The following is a 17,850-nucleotide window of genomic DNA, read 5'->3' as shown; positions in this document are numbered from 1 at the left end:
ATGTTGCTACATGACCTTGGCTTCGAAGCTGTTGCTTTGTGCCATGGCCCACATGCGTTCATAAAACTCGCCTTCGATCTTCCCGCTCAATAATTCACCGGGCTTGAGGAAAACGTGCTGTTGAGAAAATAGCTTAATCTCGGTGGCGGAGATACGTCGTACAAGGTGCTTGGCATCCAGTTGTTTAGGGTGCTCAAGACCTGCCGCAGCCAGCATTTCAGCCAATGCATGCAGGGTGTTGCGATGGAAACTGTGGACTCGTTCGGCTTTGTCGCCAACCACCAATGCGCGTTGACGCAGCGGGTCTTGGGTTGCGACCCCTGTCGGGCATTTGTTGGTGTGGCATGACTGGCTCTGAATGCAGCCGATTGCAAACATAAATCCCCGCGCCGAGTTTGCCCAGTCCGCGCCAATGGCCAGGACGCAGGCGATATCGAAAGCACTGACAATTTTGCCACTCGCACCCAGCTTGATTTTGTCGCGCAGATTAAGGCCGACCAGCGTGTTGTGAACAAATAGCAAGCCTTCACGCATCGGCGCACCAATATGGTCGGTAAACTCAACTGGCGCTGCGCCGGTTCCGCCTTCTTTACCGTCAATCACAATAAAGTCCGGAAGAATGCCCGTTTCATGCATGGCCTTGGCGATGCCCATAAACTCCCATGGGTGCCCCAGGCACAACTTGAAGCCAACGGGTTTTCCACCCGACAACTCGCGGAGCCTGGCAATAAACTGGAGCAGTCCGATAGGGGTTGAGAACTCGTTGTGGCTTGAGGGTGACACGCAGTCAACGCCCATCGGAATACCACGTGTTTGAGCGATTTCTTCTGAAATTTTATGTTTCGGCAAAATCCCGCCGTGACCTGGCTTGGCGCCCTGACTGAGTTTGATCTCAATCATTTTTACCTGCTCTGACTTAGCCTGTTCAGCAAAGCGTTCAGGGTCAAACTTGCCCTCAGGTGTGCGGCAACCAAAGTAACCACTGCCCAGCTCCCAAATCAGATCGCCGCCATGTTGACGGTGATAAGGGCTGATGCTGCCTTCGCCGGTGTCATGTGCAAAGCCGCCTAGCATGGCGCCTTTGTTTAAGGCTTGAATCGCATTGCCACTTAACGAGCCGAAACTCATCGCCGAGATATTAAATACCGAGGCCGAATAGGGTTGCGTGCACAGCGGACCGCCTATCGTGACCCTGAAGTTTTTAGGGTCACTGACTGGCGCGGGGCACATCGAGTGGCCGATAAACTCGAAACCGTTCTGATAAACATCGATCAAGGTGCCAAATGGTTTGTCGCCGCCTTGATTCTTGGCGCGGGCATAAACCAATGTGCGTTGTGAGCGCGAGAACGGTAGTTTGTCGCCATCTGCCTCGAGTAGATATTGACGGATTTCGGGGCGAATTCCCTCAACCAAGTAGCGAATGTTGCCGAGGATCGGGTAGTTGCGACGAACCGCCTGGGGTTCTTGCACTAGGTCGACTACACCGATAATGCTCAGTGTTGCGCCTATCAGGATTAGCGGCCAAACCCACTCATGTTCGACAAACAGTAGATTGATAAGTGTGAACAGGACGCAGAATGCAAAAAATGCGTAGCGGCTGAGTAGGGATAGATTCATACAAGGTCCTTTTGTCGAAAATGGGTCAAAGCCTGACCGCTAATGTTGATGCTGATGGAGCCGATTCTAGCGGATCTAGAATAAATGCTCTCGGAGGTCATTCTGCCACTCCAAATTTTGCGGTATGTACACACGAATGAATGCCTAAGACGCCAAACGATACGCGAAAGTGGCTGGTTTTTGCGATACCACTGGGCGCGTGTTGAAGCCGCTCGTACGCTAGATAGTGGCAAATTAATGACATTTTCTTCGATAAATGCATAATACCCGCACAATTGCTGAGTTATTTCATGTTTTCCGTCAGTCGAAGAGTTGTCGGTTCAGAGGACGAACCCGATCAGCTGTGGCAAAATCCGTGCTTTTATTATTGGGCAGCACTGCCAAGCGAATTGCTCCGTGTGCGCTCCGAATTGACGCTTGTAGCCAATGGCTGCAAGTCAGCCAAAAAATTGACCGCAACATGCGGCTGAGGACAACAGCAATGACCGTACATAACGTCGTAATTAGTGGAACGGGCCTCTATACCCCCGTGAATAGCATTTCCAACGACGAATTGGTCCAGTCCTTCAATAGCTACGTTCAGCTATTCAATGCTGAAAACGCACAAGCCATTGCGCGTGGTGAAGTTGAGGCTTTAACCGAGTCGAACAGCGCTTTCATTGAAAAAGCATCCGGTATCAAAAGCCGCTTTGTGATGAACAAAGACGGCATCCTTGATCCGCAGCGCATGGCGCCACGCATTCCTGAGCGCAGCAATGACGAGTGGGGTATACTCTGTGAGATGGCTGTTGGTGCCGCTAAAGAAGCTTTAGAGCGCGCCGGTAAAACCGCTGCAGATATTGATGGGGTTATTGTTGCCTGTTCAAATCTGCAACGTGCCTATCCTGCCGTTGCTGTTGAAGTTCAAGCTGCGCTTGGTATTCAAGGTTTTGGCTACGACATGAACGTTGCCTGCTCCTCTGCTACCTTTGGAATCCAAGCCGCCGCAAACAGTGTCCAGTTGGGCCAAGCGCGCGCAGTGTTGATGGTCAACCCGGAAATTTGTACCGGGCACTTGAACTTTCGTGACCGTGACAGTCACTTCATTTTTGGTGATGCAGCCACTGCGGTCGTTATTGAGCGCGCAGACCAGGCAACCTCGAACTATCAGTTCGATATTGTCAGCACCAAGCTGCTCACTCATTTTTCCAACAATATCCGTAATAACTTCGGCTTTCTTAATCGAGCGGCTGAAGAGGGTGTTGGCGCACGTGACAAATTGTTCGTGCAAGAGGGCCGTAAGGTCTTCAAGGATGTTTGCCCGATGGTAGCGGAGTTGATTGCCGCTCACCTGAAGGAAAACAATCTTAACGTCTCTGACGTTAAGCGGTTTTGGTTGCATCAAGCTAACCTCAACATGAATCTACTGATTGCTCGCAAGTTACTTGGCCGGGATGCCGAGCCGAGCGAAGCACCAGTAATTCTTGATGAGTATGCAAATACCAGTTCGGCTGGATCGGTGATTGCGTTACACAAACACCAAGACGACCTGGTAGGTGGCTCCTTAGGTGTGCTTAGCTCATTTGGAGCTGGTTATTCAATTGGCAGTGTGATCTTGCGAAAACATTAATGGATTATTCAGAAGATAGTGCGTTGCTCACCCGGCTTTTAGCCGGTGATGAGAGTGCTTACAGGGAGTTGGTTTCGACCTATCAAGGTTCAATGCGTGCAGTAGCATTAGCTATTGTCGGGAGCCGAAATTCTGATGAAGTAGTACAGGATGCTTGGCTCGCAGTAGTAAACGGTTTAAAGGGTTTTCAAGGTCGTTCTAGCTTGAAAACCTGGCTGCTTACTATTACGGCTAATACCGCGAAGACTCGTTTGAAACATAACCGTCGAGAAGTGCTCCTGGACGATTTGCCAGGCCCCCATGGGACTGTTGGTGATGATCGCTTTGCCGATGATGGCCACTGGCTGCTTGCGCCACATGAATGGCATCAAGACACCCCAGAAGCATTGCTCTTACAGGATGAACTGCGGGAGTGCCTGGAAAAAACGCTAGGCAGCCTGTCGACCCTGCAGAGCAGTGTTTTGGTGTTGAGAGAACGTCAAGGGTTGGAGCTTGAAGAGATTTGTAATCTTTTAGACATCTCGCTCTCCAATGTGCGGGTGTTGTTGCACCGAGCACGCCTAAAGATGTTCGCCACCCTTGAGCATTTTGAGGAAACAGGTCAATGCTGAGCTGCAAGGAATTAGTCGAGAATTCCAGTGATTATCTAGATAAACGTTTGAGCTTGAGTAAAGGGCTCGAAGTGCGCCTGCATTTGACACTTTGCGTTAATTGCCGGCGTTTCATCAAGCAAATGCAAATCAGCCAAGCGGTCTATCGGAAGATGCACCAAGAGCAGGGCGATGAGCTTGATGGCCTTGCACAAAAACTAGCACAGGCGCACCGCTCAAACCAATAATTGGTTTGAGCGGTGCGCCTGGTTTTATCGTTCCAAAATAACCTTTAAAATCATACGGTTAATTAATCGGTTAAAATAGCACCAAATGCTTATTCTTAATTGATTTAAAAAGTTCCGTTGTCATCAAATCTTTATATATCAGCAATTTGGCTGACATCTGCTAGCGCCAAGATTTCCCCAGCACGAACGAGCACCACCGCTCGGGTGTTTTTAGACAATTTGTCCAAAGGGGAATTTTCGATGATCCGTATGCATTTCGCGGGCGTCGCAGCCAGCACGCTGGCTCTTGCCATTTCAGCTCAAGCATTCGCAGGCACAGTGACCACGGATGGTGCTGATATTGTAGTTAAGACCAAGGGCGGTCTTGAAGTAGCGACAACTGACAAGGAATTCAGCTTTAAATTGGGCGGCCGTCTTCAGGCCGACTACAGCCGCTTCGATGGCTTCCATACCAAAAATGGTAATACAGCAGACGCAGCCTACTTCCGTCGTGCTTTCCTTGAATTAAGCGGTGTTGCTTACAAAGATTGGAAGTACGCTATCAGTTACGACTTTGCGCATAATGCCGGCAGCTCTGATGACGGTTATTTCGACGAAGCGTCTATCACTTACACCGGTTTCTCTCCAGTGAACTTGCGATTTGGTCGTTTTGACCCGGATTTCGGTCTGGAAAAAGCCACCAGTTCCAAGTGGATCACAGCTATCGAGCGTAACGCCGCTTATGAAGTTGCTGATTGGGTTAACGGGCATGAGAACGGCCTGGGCGCTCAAGCCAGTGCAGTCATGGGCGACATGGCGTACCTGTCGGGTAGCGTGTCATCTAAAGATGTAAACGATGATGACGGTGATAGCGTTAAGCAATTCAACCTGCGCGGTGTGTTTGCACCAATGGCTGAGTCAGGCAACGTGCTGCACATGGGTGTTAACTACGCTTACCGTGACCTCAAGGACACGGCTGTTGATGGCCGTATTCGCCCACGCTTGACGATTCGCGGTGTTTCCACCAATGGCGGAAACTCCGCAGGTGACAACGGCAACCGTGCAACTTTCGGTGGTTTCGATGCCGCTTCTGGCGATTTCGATGACGATGCCGTCTGGGGTGCTGAATTTGCTTGGGCAACAGGTCCTTTCTCGGCGCAAGCTGAGTACCTGAGCCGTAAAATGACAGCTGACCGCAGTACCATCGAAGATGTTAAATCTGAAGGTTACTACGGTCAACTGGCTTACACCCTGACCGGTGAATCGCGTGGCTACAAGCTTGCTGGCGCTAAGTTCGACAGCATCAAGCCTGAGAACAAGCAGATCGGCGCGTGGGAAGTTTTCTACCGTTACGATCACATCAAAGTTGAAGACAACAACATCGTTGTTTCTTCTCCGACTCGTGAAGTTGGCGACACCGAAGCCGACATCAACACCATCGGTGTTAACTGGTATGCCAATGACGCAGTTAAAGTTGCTGCTAACTACGTTATGACGACCACAGACAACATCACCAACGCTAACGGTGATGATGATGGTGATGCCTTCGTAATGCGTCTGCAATACGTATTCTAAAACCTGCCTGGCTGACGGCTTGGGTGCTGGGGCAGGATAACCCTTAAGCCGTTTGCCAGTGGGTGAATGAGTACGAATGTAACTCCTTTGTTTAGCCTCGCTTAACGCGGGGCTTTTTTTCGTCAGCGCGAAAGGCCAGACTGCACAGATGCAGACAAAGACCTCTATTTCGCTTCCTGAACTTGATCCAACTGACTGGGACCGATTGGTTGCAGCGGACAGTCCGTTTCTCAAGCATGGATTTCTCTCGGCGCTTGAGTTAAGTGGCAGCGTAGGCCCGCGCACCGGCTGGACCCCTGCTCATCAACTTGTGTTCGAGGCCAATGGCAAGCTCAGCGCCGCTCTTCCCGCCTACTTGAAAACGCACTCGTTCGGCGAGTACGTGTTTGACCACGGCTGGGCCGATGCTTGCGAGCGAGCAGGGATTGACTACTACCCGAAGCTGCTTGCGGGTATTCCGTTTTCTCCGGTCACCGGGCCGCGCTTATTGGGCGAGCCACAGGTAATCAGCCAGGTGCTAGATAACCTGACTCAAGCACTGGACAGCCAGGGTTTATCGAGCCTGCACATCAATTTCACTGATGCTGCTGCCGACGCGCAGATGCGTGGGCGTGAAGGCTGGTTGGAGCGTCTTGGCTGTCAATATCACTGGCGTAACCGCGAGTATCGCGACTTTCAGGACTTTCTCGATGCGCTGAATTCGCGCAAGCGTAAACAAATACGCAAAGAACGTGAGCAAGTGACTAGGCAGGGTATTGAGTTTGAATGGCGCGAGGGTCATCAACTCAGTGAGGCTGAGTGGGATTTCGTCTACCTCTGCTACGCCAACACTTATCATATTCGCGGCAGGCCACCGTATTTAACCCGCATTTTCTTCAGTTTGCTGGCTGAAAAAATGCCCCAGGCGATTCGGGTTGTTATCGCTAAACAAGGCTCGCAGCCGGTGGCAATGGCGTTTAGCTTGATTGGTGGCGATAGTTTCTATGGGCGTTATTGGGGCTGTTTAGCCGAGTATGATCGACTGCACTTTGAGACCTGTTTTTATCAGGGCATGGACTACGCAATCGCCAATGGTCTGCAGCGTTTTGATGCGGGGGCACAGGGAGAGCACAAGCTGATCCGCGGTTTTGAGCCGGTTATTACCCGGTCTTGGCATTACCTGAGCCACCCGGGCCTGCGCGATGCTGTTGCGCGGTTTCTTGATGAGGAGCGTGAGGGCGTCAGCCGCTATGCGCAGGAAGCCTGCAGTTTGCTGCCGTATAGGCAGCAAACTGAACAGTAAGCCCCAAAGAGCAGGGCTTACTGGGCGTGTTGCTTTACAGATTGATTGTGCAACTCGGTCAGTCGACCCGCCTAAGCAGTGCCTCGATTAAACATTGGCTCTATTAAACATTGTGGGCTGTATTAAACATTGTGTGGGCCGTTGCCCCACTCAAGAAATTGGATCTTGTGGATCTCGCCTTTGCTGTCTTCATAGACAACATTGACTGGCACCACACCGACTTTCTTGGAGTTGTCGGTACGGTGTAACACTTTGCTGATGTCGACTTGCATACCGTATTGGTATTTCACCGCAGGAATCCCGGAGCCAGGCTCGCGGTCGATGTCCTGAGCAAACGCGGAAGGTGCAAGGCTGGTGATGAACGCTGCTACGACTGACGCAATTTTCATAATGGTCTTTCCTCAATACTGGAAGTAACGCATCAACTGAAACTCGCAATTGTCATCGAGTGGGTCTGGATGCATTGCTCCAGAAGCCTCAGTTTCAAAAGCATGAGCAAAGCCCGAAGGCTCAAGCTAGGGGTGTGTGGTCTATAGAGACCTATTGTCACACCTTGTTACAGAGATTATTCAATATTGAATTACGAAGCAAGCTATCTATAAGTCGTAGGGCGGAAGGACGCTATGTTCGCCCGCCATTTGCTATTGAAGAGGTGCGCTTTGTGGGGAGATTCGCTGAACAGGTTTCGCCTTACCCATCCGACGGGTGCCGCGGGTTAATCAACGCCGACAAAACCACCCGTCTGATGCTGCCAGAGTCGTGCATACAGGCCGCCGCGTGCAATCAGCTCGGCGTGTGTGCCCGTTTCGACTATCTGGCCCTGATCAATCACGACCAAGCGATCCATCCGGGCAATGGTTGAGAGCCGATGCGCAATGGCAATTACGGTTTTACCTTGCATCAAGCTGTCGAGACTTTCTTGGATCGCCACTTCCACTTCAGAGTCGAGTGCCGAGGTTGCCTCGTCCAGCACCAGGATTGGCGCATCCTTGAGCAGCACTCGGGCAATCGCAATGCGTTGGCGTTGACCGCCAGAGAGCTTGACGCCGCGCTCGCCAACTTGAGCATCGAAGCCGAAACCGCCTTGGCCATCATCGAGTAGGTCGATAAAGCGGTCTGCGCGAGCTTTGCGGACGACTTCATTTAACTCCGCATCAGTGGCATCGGGTTTGCCGTAACGCAGGTTGTCACGAATTGAGCGGTGTAGCAGGGCGGTATCTTGGGTGACCACCCCAATCTGCGCGCGCAAGCTTTCTTGGCTGACGTCGGCAATGTTTTGTCCGTCAATTAAAATGCGCCCGCTTTGTAAGTTGTACAGGCGCAGCAGCACGCTGACCAAGGTCGATTTTCCAGCGCCAGATGGGCCAACCAGACCAATTTTTTCACCTGCTTTAACGCTTAAGCTGAGGCCGCCAATAACACCGCTGTTTTTGCCGTAATGGAAATGGATATCCTCAAAATGCACCGCGCCATTACAGACCTTCAGAGGTGCTGCATCGGGCTGATCAACAACTTGCACAGGTTGGACAATCGAGCGGATGCCGTCTTGTACAGTGCCGATATTTTCAAAGATGCCGTTGACCACCCACATGATCCATTCGGCCATGTTATTGATGCGGATCACCAAGCCCAAGGACAAGGCAATGGCACCGCTGGTGATCAGATCTTGGCTCCAGAGCCACAGCGCCAGCGCCCCTGTTGAACCAATCAATAATCCGTTAATGCAGGTCACGCTGACATCCAGGGCGGTGACGGTTCGGGTCTGGGTGCGCGCTTTATCCAGCAAATGCTGCATGGCGCGGCCAGCGTAGGCTTCCTCTTCCTGGGTGTGGGCGAACAACTTCAAGGTACTGATATTGCTGTAGCCATCGACGACTCGGCCCATGAGCTTTGAGCGGGCTGAGGACACTGCCGCTGAGCGCTGTTTGATGCGTGGCACAAAATATTTAAGCAGCAGGATGTAGGCGACTATCCAGATCAGCAGCGGAACGGTCAGGCGAACATCGGCTTCGGCAAACAGGTAGATGGCGCTGCCCGCATAGACGATCACATGCCAAAGCGCCTCTACCACCTGTATGGCGGATTGGCTTAACGATGGACCGGTCTGCATCACGCGTTGGGCAATGCGTCCGGCGAAATCATTATTGAAAAAGTTCAGACTCTGTTTGAGCACATAGCGGTGGTTTTGCCAGCGGATCAAGTTGGTCAGGCTCGGCGATATGGCCTGGTTGACCAGTAAGTCGTGGAGACCGAACACAAGCGGACGGATGAGCATGACCACCACCAGCATCCACAGCAGTTGCTGGCTGTAGTTGGCAAAAAACTCGCTGCTGGGGGTGGTTTGGGCCATGTCGATCAACTGGCCGAGGAAGCTGAAGAGCGCGACTTCAATCACCGCGCCAAAGAAGCCTACGACCAGCAAGGCGCAGAGTAGCGGCCATGCCTGCTTTAAATAATGCAGGTAGAAGTGCGCTACATCTTCTGGTGGTGCTTGATCGGGGGCTGGTTTGAAGACGTCGATCAGAGATTCAAAACGGCGAAACATAACTGGCGTCCTGCCGGAAGCTGGCTGGCCAGTTTAGCGTTTATGTGGCTCTGGTTCGAGGCTTTCTGTGCCGAGCAGGGCGGACGCCGCGTTGCCGTCCGCCAAAGTCTTACAGCGGATGTTATAGGCGCTTAATGTCCAAAATCATCACCGGCTCGCGTGGCACATTCTGCATGCCTGCACTGTTACCTGTTGGTACTTGGGCGATCTTATCGACCACATTCATACCTTTGATGACCTTGCCGAATACGGCATAACCAAAGTCGCGGCTGCCGTTGTCGAGAAATGCGTTGTCTTTGTGGTTGATAAAGAATTGGCTGGTTGCTGAGTCGCGTACTTGAGTACGGGCCATCGCCAGAGTGCCGCGCACGTTGTGCAAGCCATTGTCGGCTTCATTGCGAATTGGCGCGCCAGTTTGTTTTTGCTTCATGTCAGCGTCAAAGCCGCCGCCTTGAACCATAAAGCCGGGAATCACTCGGTGAAATTGGGTGTCTTTATAAAAACCACTGTCGACGTAGCCGAGGAAATTCTTGACGCTGATCGGTGCCTTGTCTGCATTAAGCTCGACTTCAATATCACCCATAGTGGTGCTGATCAAAACCTTAGGATTTGCGGCTGCCCACAGCGAGGAAGCAAAGACTAGGGTGCAGGCTGCGAGAATTATTTTCTTAAGCATTGTTTGGGGTCCTATGAGGGAGTGACGGCCGTTTCGACTTCATTGAGAAATTCAAGCAGGCAGCTGTTAAAACGTTGCGGTTGATCCATTGGTGTTGCATGACGCGAGTCTTCGATCACCACTAAACGGGCATTGCTCAACTGGTCGACGTAAGCCTGTTTTTGGGCGACGGTCGTGTAGTCGCGATCGCCACTAATCACCAGCGTAGGACATGTGATGAGTGAAATTCGTTCGCGTACACCCCAGCCAATAATTGCATCAAGGCTGGACAGGTACGCGTGTTTATCGTTCTGCGGCCAGCGTTGTTCAATTTTGGCACGCAGGTCGGCTTGCTCAGGCTTCGGAAACAGGAGTTTACCTAATGCCTTGCCAATCGTTTCAAGGCTGAGCAAGCGCGACAAGCTCCAGCGTTTGGCTATTTGCCAATAGTCGTTGGCTGACTTGGCTTTCACTTCCGGACCACTGTTGATAATGGTCAGGCTGGCGAGCAGCTCTGGGCGATCTACAGCTAGCTGAAAACCGATCATGCCGCCCATTGATATACCGACCAAATGTACCGGGCCAAGCTGGCAGTGTTCAATAAGCGAGGCAACATCATCGGCAAAGGTCGCCATGTTGTAGCGCTCATGGGGTTTGTCCGAGCGGCCATGACCGCGAACATCCAGGGCGATGACACGGTAATGCGCAGCCAACTCAGGTATCTGATATTCCCAGTCGAGGGTGCTGGAACCCAAGCCATGAACCAAAACCAGTGGGTTGCCGTGGCCGTATACTTCGTAGTGCAGTTGGCAGCCGTCATTATCGAAATAAGCCATGCCAGACTCCTGTCAGTTGATTGGCTGAGGTGCTGCAAAACTTGGGTTGAACGGCGCAGCGTCAAAGTTTTTGATCAGTTCAATAAGGATCTGCGTCGCTGGCCCCAACGGTTTTTCTTTATCGGTATACAGATAGAAACTCGGGTTACGGGTGCCGCCTTGATCAAGCGGTAAGGGCAGTAACTGACCATCTTTTAATTCGCGCTCGATGATATGCCTTGGCAGCCACGCGAAACCCAAGCCATTGCTGACAAAGGTGGCCGCAGTGTCCAGGCTCGCTACCGTCCAGCGATGTTCGGCTCCAAGCCAACCTACATCGCGCGGCTGCAAGCGGCCTGAATCCCGAATCACCACTTGCATATGTGCCTGCAAATCCAGAAAAGTCAGTTCACGTTGCAACCGGTGCAACGGGTGATCGGGGTGGGCAACAGCAATAAACTCGACACTGCTCAGCTCACTACCGAGAAAGCCTGAGATGTTAAGCCCGCTGATGGCGACATCGGCTGTGCCTTCGCGCAGCAAATCCTCGGTGCCAGACAAAACTTCTTCACGCAGCCGCACTCGACAACCACGGCTTTGCGGCATGAAGGCGGTCAATGCGCGAACCAACTTGGCTTTGGGGTAGGCCGCATCGACAACCAGGCGTACTTCGGCCTCCCAGCCTTGTTCCATGTGGTGCGCGAGGTGTTCGAGTTGGCTGGCTTGGTTAACCAATTGCCGCGAGCGGCGTAGCAAGACGTCGCCAGCCTCGGTCAATACCGCCTTGCGTCCGTCGATACGCAGTAACGGCACGCCGAGTTGTTCCTGCATGCGCGCAACGGTGTAGCTAACCGAAGATTGTGAGCGGTGCAGAACTTCTGCCGCCTGGGCAAAGCCGCCGTTATCGACAACGGCTTGTAAGGTTCGCCACTGGTCTAAGGTCACGCGAGGCGCTTTCATGTCGATGTCCTGTTTATGTGTATCGTTTGGCTCTGTAGGCTAATGCCTTGAAGACCGGATATATTTCTTGTTGTCGTCTGGCCGTCGGGGCCTCAAGCTGTTGGCGATTGACTGCACACTTTATAAATCGAGACTCTTCGAAGAGTCCCTGGTGGAGATTTACTGCATGAAAAAGCTGTTTTGCGCGGTGTTCACGTTGTTACCACTTTATGTCTTTGCCTACCCAGTAGAGGCCGAAAAGCAGCTCAACGGTGCTGAAATTTCGGTCACGCCCATGGACATTGATGACACTTTAGGCGCCGTTGGCTTGTACAACTATGGCCAGGCTGATGCCGAGTGCAAAGTTATATTCCGCAATGGTCCGGAAGCGCCGCGTACACGTAAAGCTGTGCTTAAGGCTGGCGATGACATCAATTTGTCAGTGCGTTTCTCGCGCAAAATTATCAAGCTGCGGATGCAAGTTGACTGTAAACCGAGTTAGGAAACCTCTGAAAAACTACTGCGCTAGATATTACTGGGGCAGCCCTTGCTGCGTTAAAAAACTGCTCAAAATGCTCATTTAGGACAACTAAAGTCGAGCGCGACCTCGGTCGCTTTTTCGCAGCTTTTTGCCTTGTTCTCTCGTCGCTCGCTACCTTTTTCAGAGGCTCCACAGCTGCATGGCTTGTGATGCGATTCAGATCCTAAAGTGGAAGCTTTGATAAATCAAATTTATTGATATTTAGAAGCTGTTTTTTGCGCTTTTCAATCGGGTGGCTTGCCCATAATCTTTGCCCATCATCACTCAATGACCACCTGATGGAGCAAGTTCAATGGCCCGTGTCCTCGTAATTGAAAGCAGTGCCCGTAAACAAGGTTCGATCTCCCGCCAACTGACCGAGCAGTTTATTGCTCACTGGCAAGCGAAGTACCCGGCAGATCAAATTAGCGTTCGCGACTTAGCGATTGATCAGGTGCCGCACCTTGATATGAATCTGCTGGGCGGCTGGATGACACCGGCAGAACAGCAGAGCGAGGCTGAGCAAGCAGCCCTGGCGCTATCCAATACCCTGACTGACGAAGTCCTGGCCGCTGATGTGCTGGTGCTTGCGGCGCCCATGTATAACTTCGCGATTCCGAGCACGCTTAAGGCGTGGTTAGATCACGTGTTGCGCGCCGGTGTGACGTTCAAATACACCGAAACTGGCCCGGTGGGGCTGCTTAGCGGCAAGCGTTCATTCGTATTGACAGCTCGTGGTGGTATTTATGCTGGAAGCAGCATGGACCATCAGGAACCTTACCTGCGTCAGGCAATGGGTTTCATCGGTATCCATGATGTCAGCTTCATTAACGCCGAAGGCTTAAACCTTGGCGGTGAGTTCCTGAATAAAGCCTTGGCCCAGGCGAAAGAGCAGTTGGCTCAGGTTGCTTGATTGACGGCTCTTTGAGATTCCATGTTGTTATCCAGCCCGTACAGCCTTGAGTTGTGCGGGCTTTTTCTTGTGTGCAGTTTTGCTGATTGTTGATTGGCTCATGACAGGCTAAGGTCTGCGCCTGATTTTGAGGTGATCATGCGCTATTTGCTCGTTGTAACCCTGTTGTGGGCTTTCTCATTTAGCTTGATCGGCGAGTATCTGGCCGGGCAGGTTGATAGTTACTTTGCGGTGCTGACGCGAATCGTCATCGCCGGTTTGGTGTTTCTGCCGTTTACCCGCTGGCGTGGCGTTGCCAATGGCTTCAAGGTATCGATGTTGGTGATTGGCGCGCTGCAATTTGGCGTCACCTACGTTTGCCTGTACCTGAGCTTCAGCGTTCTCAGCGTGCCAGAAGTGCTGCTGTTCACCATTCTCACACCACTCCACGTGACCCTGATTGAGGATGCGCTGAACCGTCGATTCAACCCTTGGGCGCTGGTTGCTGCCGCCGTTGCGGTGATCGGTGCCGGGGTGATTCGCTATGATCAAATCAGCCCTGACTTCTTCTGGGGCTTTATGCTGTTGCAGGTTGCCAATGCGACCTTTGCTGCCGGACAAGTATTTTACAAGCACTTGTTGCCGCGTTATCCCTCGACAATTGCGCCGTTCCAACGCTTTGGTTATTTCTATCTGGGTGCTTTGATTGTCGCGCTACCGGCCTTCTTGATATTCGGTAACGCCGCGCACATGCCTGCCACCGCCACCCAGTGGGGTGTTTTGCTGTGGTTGGGTGTAATGGCTTCCGGACTTGGGCTTTACTGGTGGAACAAAGGCGCCAGTCAGGTCGATGGGGCGACATTAGCCGTGATGAATAACCTGTTGGTGCCTGCTGGTTTGCTGGTTAACTTGGTTCTTTGGAATCATCAGGCTGACTGGTTGCGCTTAGGGTTAGGAGCGGCGGTGATTGGTCTGTCGTTAGTGATCAGCCACTTTGCTCGTTTACCTGTTGGTGGACAAAACTCAGTCGCGGTATCAACCAAGGCGCAGTAATGAATCTGTCAGGAAAAGGCGTCGGGCTTTCAGTCTTTGCATCAGTGCTGTTTTCCCTCATTCCCGGTTACGTGCAGTTGCTGGCACCGCTTGATGGGGTGCAGGTTTTTGCTCAGCGAGTGCTGTGGTCGGTGCCCGCAATTGTGCTGTTATTCGTAATTACGTGGCAGTGGCGCTTGCTTGGCGATGTACTCGTGCGCCTGCGTCGTGAGCCATTGTTATTGGCCGCATTACCCGTGGCTGCAGTATTGATTGGTGTGCAGTGGGGTGTGTTTGTCTGGGCGCCGCTGGCTGGGCACATGCTTGATGTGTCGCTGGGCTATTTTCTCTTGCCGCTGGCGATGGTCTTGGCTGGGCGCATCTTTTATGGCGAGCGATTAAGGCCACTGCTCAAGGTAGCCGTGGCCTGTGCGGTACTCGGCGTTGTTCATGAGTTGTGGCGCTCGCAAGCCTTTTCGTGGGTAACCTTGGTGACGGTATTGGGTTATCCACCGTACTTTATGCTGCGTCGCTGGATGAAAATGGACGCCTTGTCCGGGTTTCTTCTGGAAATGCTGGTGCTGTCGCCGATTGCCATCTACCTGATAATCGCTTGGGGGCCTGTTGCGCCATTCAGCACTGCGCCGCAATTGTGGTGGTTGTTGCCGGGGTTAGGCATGCTCGGCGCACTGGCATTTGCAGCCATGATTGCCTCCAGTCGCTTGTTGCCACTGGGCTTGTTCGGGATTTTGAGTTACGTCGAGCCGGTGTTGTTGTTCACGGTATCGCTGGTGTTTCTTGGCGAAAACTTTGACAGTGCGCAGCTGTTTACTTATTTACCGATATGGCTGGCAGTGCTGCTTGTGGCGTGGGACAGCGTGCGTTTGTTAACCAAGCAATGGCGTACCCAGGCTTAAGGTAAATCTATTTAGAGGCAGTTTTATGCGTGTTAACGATGACCTGACGGCACGGGTGGTGGTCGATACCCAGCAGGTCGAGTGGCTACCATCGCCGCTGGTGGGCGTTGAGCGCCGGCCGTTAGAGCGCGTTGCCGCTGAGAGCGGGCGTACCACCTCGGTGGTGCGTTATGCGCCAGGCTCTAGTTTTCGCAGTCACTTGCACCCCGGTGGCGAGGAAGTCCTGGTGCTTGAAGGCGTATTTGCGGACGAGTACGGCGAATATCCCGCAGGTTACTGGCTAAAAAATCCGCCCGGTAGCCGGCATGCTCCGTCGAGTGCGTCGGGCTGTTTGCTGTTTGTGAAACTCTGCTATCAAGCGCTGGATGATCAAACCACACTGCGCATCAATACCCGCGCCGGCCAATGGCGGGAGGGGCTGGTCGAGGGCTTAAGTGTATTGCCGTTGGATAGCTTCGGCACCGTGCACACGGCGTTGGTGCGTTGGGCTCCAGGCACGCGATTCAACGCACATCGGCACTTTGGCGGCGAAGAGATTCTTGTGCTTGAAGGGGTATTCCAGGATGAGTTTGGCGACTATCCGGCGGGCACCTGGCTGCGTAATCCGCACAACTCGCAGCACAGGCCGTTTTCAACCGACGGTTGTCTGATCTATGTAAAGGTCGGTCACCTCGATGCAACCGACACGGGTAATCAATCCAGTACGTTTCTGAGCACTTCGTAAACGATCCCGGTTGCGATTGCGACGAGCACCACGTCGGTGCCAGCTTGTCTCCACTCGTAGCCATCGTAGCGTGGCAACTTGCCGATAAGACGGTTATCGAATTTTTTCGCAATACCCGGTGGTAGTGGTTTGCCGCGAGCCAGGTTCTTTTGGATGCCAGGCGGCAGCGAGCTGACATTACCGATTAAATTACGGTTGTCGCCCAGCACAATACGCACTCGGCCAATATCGACCGTTGGTCCGTTGAGGTCTATTCGAACATCAGAACCATGATCATTTTGGTGTGGGTTGCCTTTATCGTGCTTCGGCGCGGCTATGCTGCTCTGGCTCGCGAGTATAATTGCCAGAGCGGTGCAACCAATCAATGAGCGGGAGGCGAGAGGCATAGTATTCTCCAAAGTTATATGCGGTTTCCCTGCATTATTTGAGCGCTATATAGTCATTATGTTCAACCGATAATGACAAATCTCTGTGCTCTATTGCACAAAGCATTCGGCCCCAGCGCCGGAAACCGTTACGCTATACAACTGATTCCAGATTTTTTGTCGAGGTTACCCCGTGTTTTCCCAATTCGCCCTGCATGAACGTCTGCTGAAAGCTGTGGCTGAGCTTAACTTTGTTGAGCCTACACCGGTGCAGGTGGCGGCTATTCCTGCTGCGCTGCAAGGGCATGATCTGCGGGTAACCGCGCAAACCGGCAGCGGTAAAACAGCTGCATTTGTGCTGCCAATGCTTAACCGTTTGATGGGCGATCCAAAGCCGCGTTTGAGCATTCGGGCGGTCATTTTGCTGCCGACGCGTGAATTAGCACAACAAACCCTGAAAGAGGTTGAGCGTTTCTCGCAGTTCACCTTCATCAAATCAGGCTTGATTACCGGCGGCGAAGATTTCAAAGTTCAGGCCGCGATGTTGCGCCGAGTCGATATTTTGATCGGTACACCGGGCCGCCTGATTGAACACGCCAACGCCGGCAACTTACTGCTCGACGAAGTTGAAGTGCTGGTGCTTGATGAAGCCGACCGCATGCTCGACATGGGCTTTGCTGAAGACGTCCAGCGTTTAGCTGAAGCCTGCAGCGGTCCGCACCAAACCTTGCTGTTCTCCGCAACCAGCGGTGGCTCTGGTCTGCGTGAAATGGTCAATAAGGTGCTGAAAGAGCCTATGCATTTGCAGCTCAACAGCGTCAGCGACCTCAATGAAGGAACGCGCCAGCAGATCATCACCGCTGACCACAACCACCACAAAGAGCGTTTGGTTGAGTGGCTGCTGGCCAATGAAACCTACGCCAAGGCGATTATTTTTACCAACACGCGCATTCAAGCGGATCGCCTGTACGGCAAGTTGGTCGCCAAAGACATTAAAGCCTTCGTGCTGCATGGCGAGAAGGATCAGAAGGACCGTAAGCTGGCGATCGACCGCTTGCGTCAAGGTGCAGTAAAAGTCCTGGTCGCTACCGACGTTGCCGCACGTGGCTTGGATGTTGACGGCCTGGATCTGGTGATCAACTTTGATATGCCGCGTTCTGGTGATGAGTACGTTCACCGGATCGGCCGCACGGGGCGCGCTGGCGGCGAAGGTTTGGCTATCTCGTTGATCTGTCACAACGACTGGAACCTGATGTCGAGCATTGAGCGCTACCTGAAGCAGCGCTTTGAGCGTCGCAACATCAAGGACATCAAAGGCCTCTACCAAGGTCCGAAAAACCTCAAGGCATCCGGTAAAGCCGCGGGTACCAAAAAGAAGAAGATTGATCCGAAGACCGGCAAAAAAGTGGTTAAGAAAGCCGCAGCCAAGACGCCGGGTAAAACCAAGCGCAATACCATTAATCGGCCCAAGAGCGATGCTCCGCAACTGGTAAGCCAGGACGGGCTGGCGCCACTCAAGCGACGCGCGCCGGCTGCTGAGTAAGTG

General features: G+C 52.6%; 18 protein-coding genes. 11 read left to right on the top strand and 7 right to left on the bottom strand.

Features of this window, described 5'->3' with window-relative positions; all coding sequences use genetic code 11:
• Window positions 1-6 precede the first annotated feature (6 nt).
• Window positions 7-1,617, bottom strand: coding sequence for an FMN-binding glutamate synthase family protein (locus B9K09_RS15500; RefSeq protein ID WP_087517659.1), 1,611 nt, complete (start codon window positions 1,615-1,617; stop codon window positions 7-9).
• A gap of 481 nt (window positions 1,618-2,098) precedes the next feature.
• On the opposite strand from B9K09_RS15500, the gene B9K09_RS15495 reads away from it, so the two are divergent.
• The 5 genes from B9K09_RS15495 (at window position 2,099) to B9K09_RS15475 (ending at window position 6,900) form a co-directional block, all read left to right on the top strand.
• Window positions 2,099-3,226, top strand: a complete 1,128-nt coding sequence (locus tag B9K09_RS15495; RefSeq protein WP_087517658.1) for a beta-ketoacyl-ACP synthase III — start codon at window positions 2,099-2,101, stop codon at window positions 3,224-3,226.
• Complete coding sequence (locus B9K09_RS15490) at window positions 3,226-3,837, top strand: RNA polymerase sigma factor (protein ID WP_087517657.1); 612 nt, start codon at window positions 3,226-3,228, stop codon at window positions 3,835-3,837. The genes B9K09_RS15495 and B9K09_RS15490 overlap by 1 nt, the downstream gene beginning before the upstream one ends.
• A complete protein-coding gene (locus tag B9K09_RS15485) occupies window positions 3,831-4,064 on the top strand; it encodes a zf-HC2 domain-containing protein (RefSeq protein WP_087517656.1) in 234 nt (77 codons plus the stop codon). Before B9K09_RS15490 ends, B9K09_RS15485 begins: the two co-directional genes overlap by 7 nt.
• A gap of 240 nt (window positions 4,065-4,304) precedes the next feature.
• A complete protein-coding gene (locus tag B9K09_RS15480; RefSeq protein WP_087517655.1) occupies window positions 4,305-5,618 on the top strand; it encodes an OprO/OprP family phosphate-selective porin in 1,314 nt (437 codons plus the stop codon).
• A 148-nt stretch (window positions 5,619-5,766) separates the two neighbouring features.
• The gene (locus B9K09_RS15475) at window positions 5,767-6,900 is read left to right on the top strand and encodes a GNAT family N-acetyltransferase (protein WP_087517654.1); all 1,134 of its coding nucleotides are present in this window, start codon (window positions 5,767-5,769) and stop codon (window positions 6,898-6,900) included.
• Between the two features lie 122 nt (window positions 6,901-7,022).
• Here the strand turns inward: B9K09_RS15475 and B9K09_RS15470 are convergent, their stop codons facing one another.
• The 5 genes from B9K09_RS15470 to B9K09_RS15450 form a co-directional block, all read right to left on the bottom strand.
• The gene (locus B9K09_RS15470) at window positions 7,023-7,289 is read right to left on the bottom strand and encodes a DUF2790 domain-containing protein (RefSeq protein WP_087517653.1); all 267 of its coding nucleotides are present in this window, start codon (window positions 7,287-7,289) and stop codon (window positions 7,023-7,025) included.
• A 326-nt stretch (window positions 7,290-7,615) separates the two neighbouring features.
• Entirely contained in the window at window positions 7,616-9,445 is a 1,830-nt protein-coding gene (locus B9K09_RS15465; RefSeq protein ID WP_087517652.1) for an ABC transporter ATP-binding protein, read from the bottom strand.
• A gap of 121 nt (window positions 9,446-9,566) precedes the next feature.
• Window positions 9,567-10,121: a peptidylprolyl isomerase gene (locus tag B9K09_RS15460; protein WP_087517651.1), complete on the bottom strand. Its 555-nt coding sequence runs from the start codon at window positions 10,119-10,121 to the stop codon at window positions 9,567-9,569.
• An 11-nt stretch (window positions 10,122-10,132) separates the two neighbouring features.
• The gene (locus B9K09_RS15455; RefSeq protein WP_087517650.1) at window positions 10,133-10,936 is read right to left on the bottom strand and encodes an alpha/beta fold hydrolase; all 804 of its coding nucleotides are present in this window, start codon (window positions 10,934-10,936) and stop codon (window positions 10,133-10,135) included.
• Window positions 10,937-10,948: 12 nt separating this feature from the next.
• The gene (locus B9K09_RS15450; RefSeq protein ID WP_087517649.1) at window positions 10,949-11,875 is read right to left on the bottom strand and encodes a LysR family transcriptional regulator; all 927 of its coding nucleotides are present in this window, start codon (window positions 11,873-11,875) and stop codon (window positions 10,949-10,951) included.
• A gap of 166 nt (window positions 11,876-12,041) precedes the next feature.
• Between B9K09_RS15450 and B9K09_RS15445 the strand changes: the two genes are divergently transcribed.
• From B9K09_RS15445 to B9K09_RS15425, 5 genes are all read left to right on the top strand, one after another.
• Window positions 12,042-12,356, top strand: a complete 315-nt coding sequence (locus B9K09_RS15445) for a 3-phosphoglycerate kinase (RefSeq protein ID WP_087517648.1) — start codon at window positions 12,042-12,044, stop codon at window positions 12,354-12,356.
• 331 nt (window positions 12,357-12,687) lie between these two features.
• Window positions 12,688-13,287: an FMN-dependent NADH-azoreductase gene (locus B9K09_RS15440; protein WP_087517647.1), complete on the top strand. Its 600-nt coding sequence runs from the start codon at window positions 12,688-12,690 to the stop codon at window positions 13,285-13,287.
• Between the two features lie 138 nt (window positions 13,288-13,425).
• The gene (locus tag B9K09_RS15435) at window positions 13,426-14,319 is read left to right on the top strand and encodes a carboxylate/amino acid/amine transporter (protein ID WP_087517646.1); all 894 of its coding nucleotides are present in this window, start codon (window positions 13,426-13,428) and stop codon (window positions 14,317-14,319) included.
• Window positions 14,319-15,215 carry an EamA family transporter RarD gene (rarD, locus tag B9K09_RS15430; protein ID WP_087517645.1) on the top strand — a complete coding sequence of 299 codons (897 nt, stop codon included), beginning with the start codon at window positions 14,319-14,321 and terminating at the stop codon, window positions 15,213-15,215. Before B9K09_RS15435 ends, rarD begins: the two co-directional genes overlap by 1 nt.
• Before the next feature lie 25 nt (window positions 15,216-15,240).
• Window positions 15,241-15,939, top strand: a complete 699-nt coding sequence (locus B9K09_RS15425; protein WP_087517644.1) for a cupin domain-containing protein — start codon at window positions 15,241-15,243, stop codon at window positions 15,937-15,939.
• On the opposite strand, the gene B9K09_RS15420 is transcribed toward B9K09_RS15425, so the two are convergent.
• The gene (locus tag B9K09_RS15420) at window positions 15,909-16,325 is read right to left on the bottom strand and encodes an anti-virulence regulator CigR family protein (protein WP_087517643.1); all 417 of its coding nucleotides are present in this window, start codon (window positions 16,323-16,325) and stop codon (window positions 15,909-15,911) included. The two genes, B9K09_RS15425 and B9K09_RS15420, sit on opposite strands and share 31 nt — an antisense overlap.
• A gap of 172 nt (window positions 16,326-16,497) precedes the next feature.
• Here B9K09_RS15420 and B9K09_RS15415 point away from each other — a divergent pair, with 172 nt between their 5' ends.
• Window positions 16,498-17,847 carry a DEAD/DEAH box helicase gene (locus B9K09_RS15415; RefSeq protein ID WP_087517642.1) on the top strand — a complete coding sequence of 450 codons (1,350 nt, stop codon included), beginning with the start codon at window positions 16,498-16,500 and terminating at the stop codon, window positions 17,845-17,847.
• Window positions 17,848-17,850: the final 3 nt, after the last annotated feature.

The sequence above is a fragment of the Pseudomonas sp. M30-35 genome (genome assembly GCF_002163625.1).
Classification (GTDB): Bacteria; Pseudomonadota; Gammaproteobacteria; order Pseudomonadales; family Pseudomonadaceae; genus Aquipseudomonas.
Note: the sequence above shows the minus strand (reverse complement) of the source record. Positions and strands in the feature narration are given on the sequence as shown.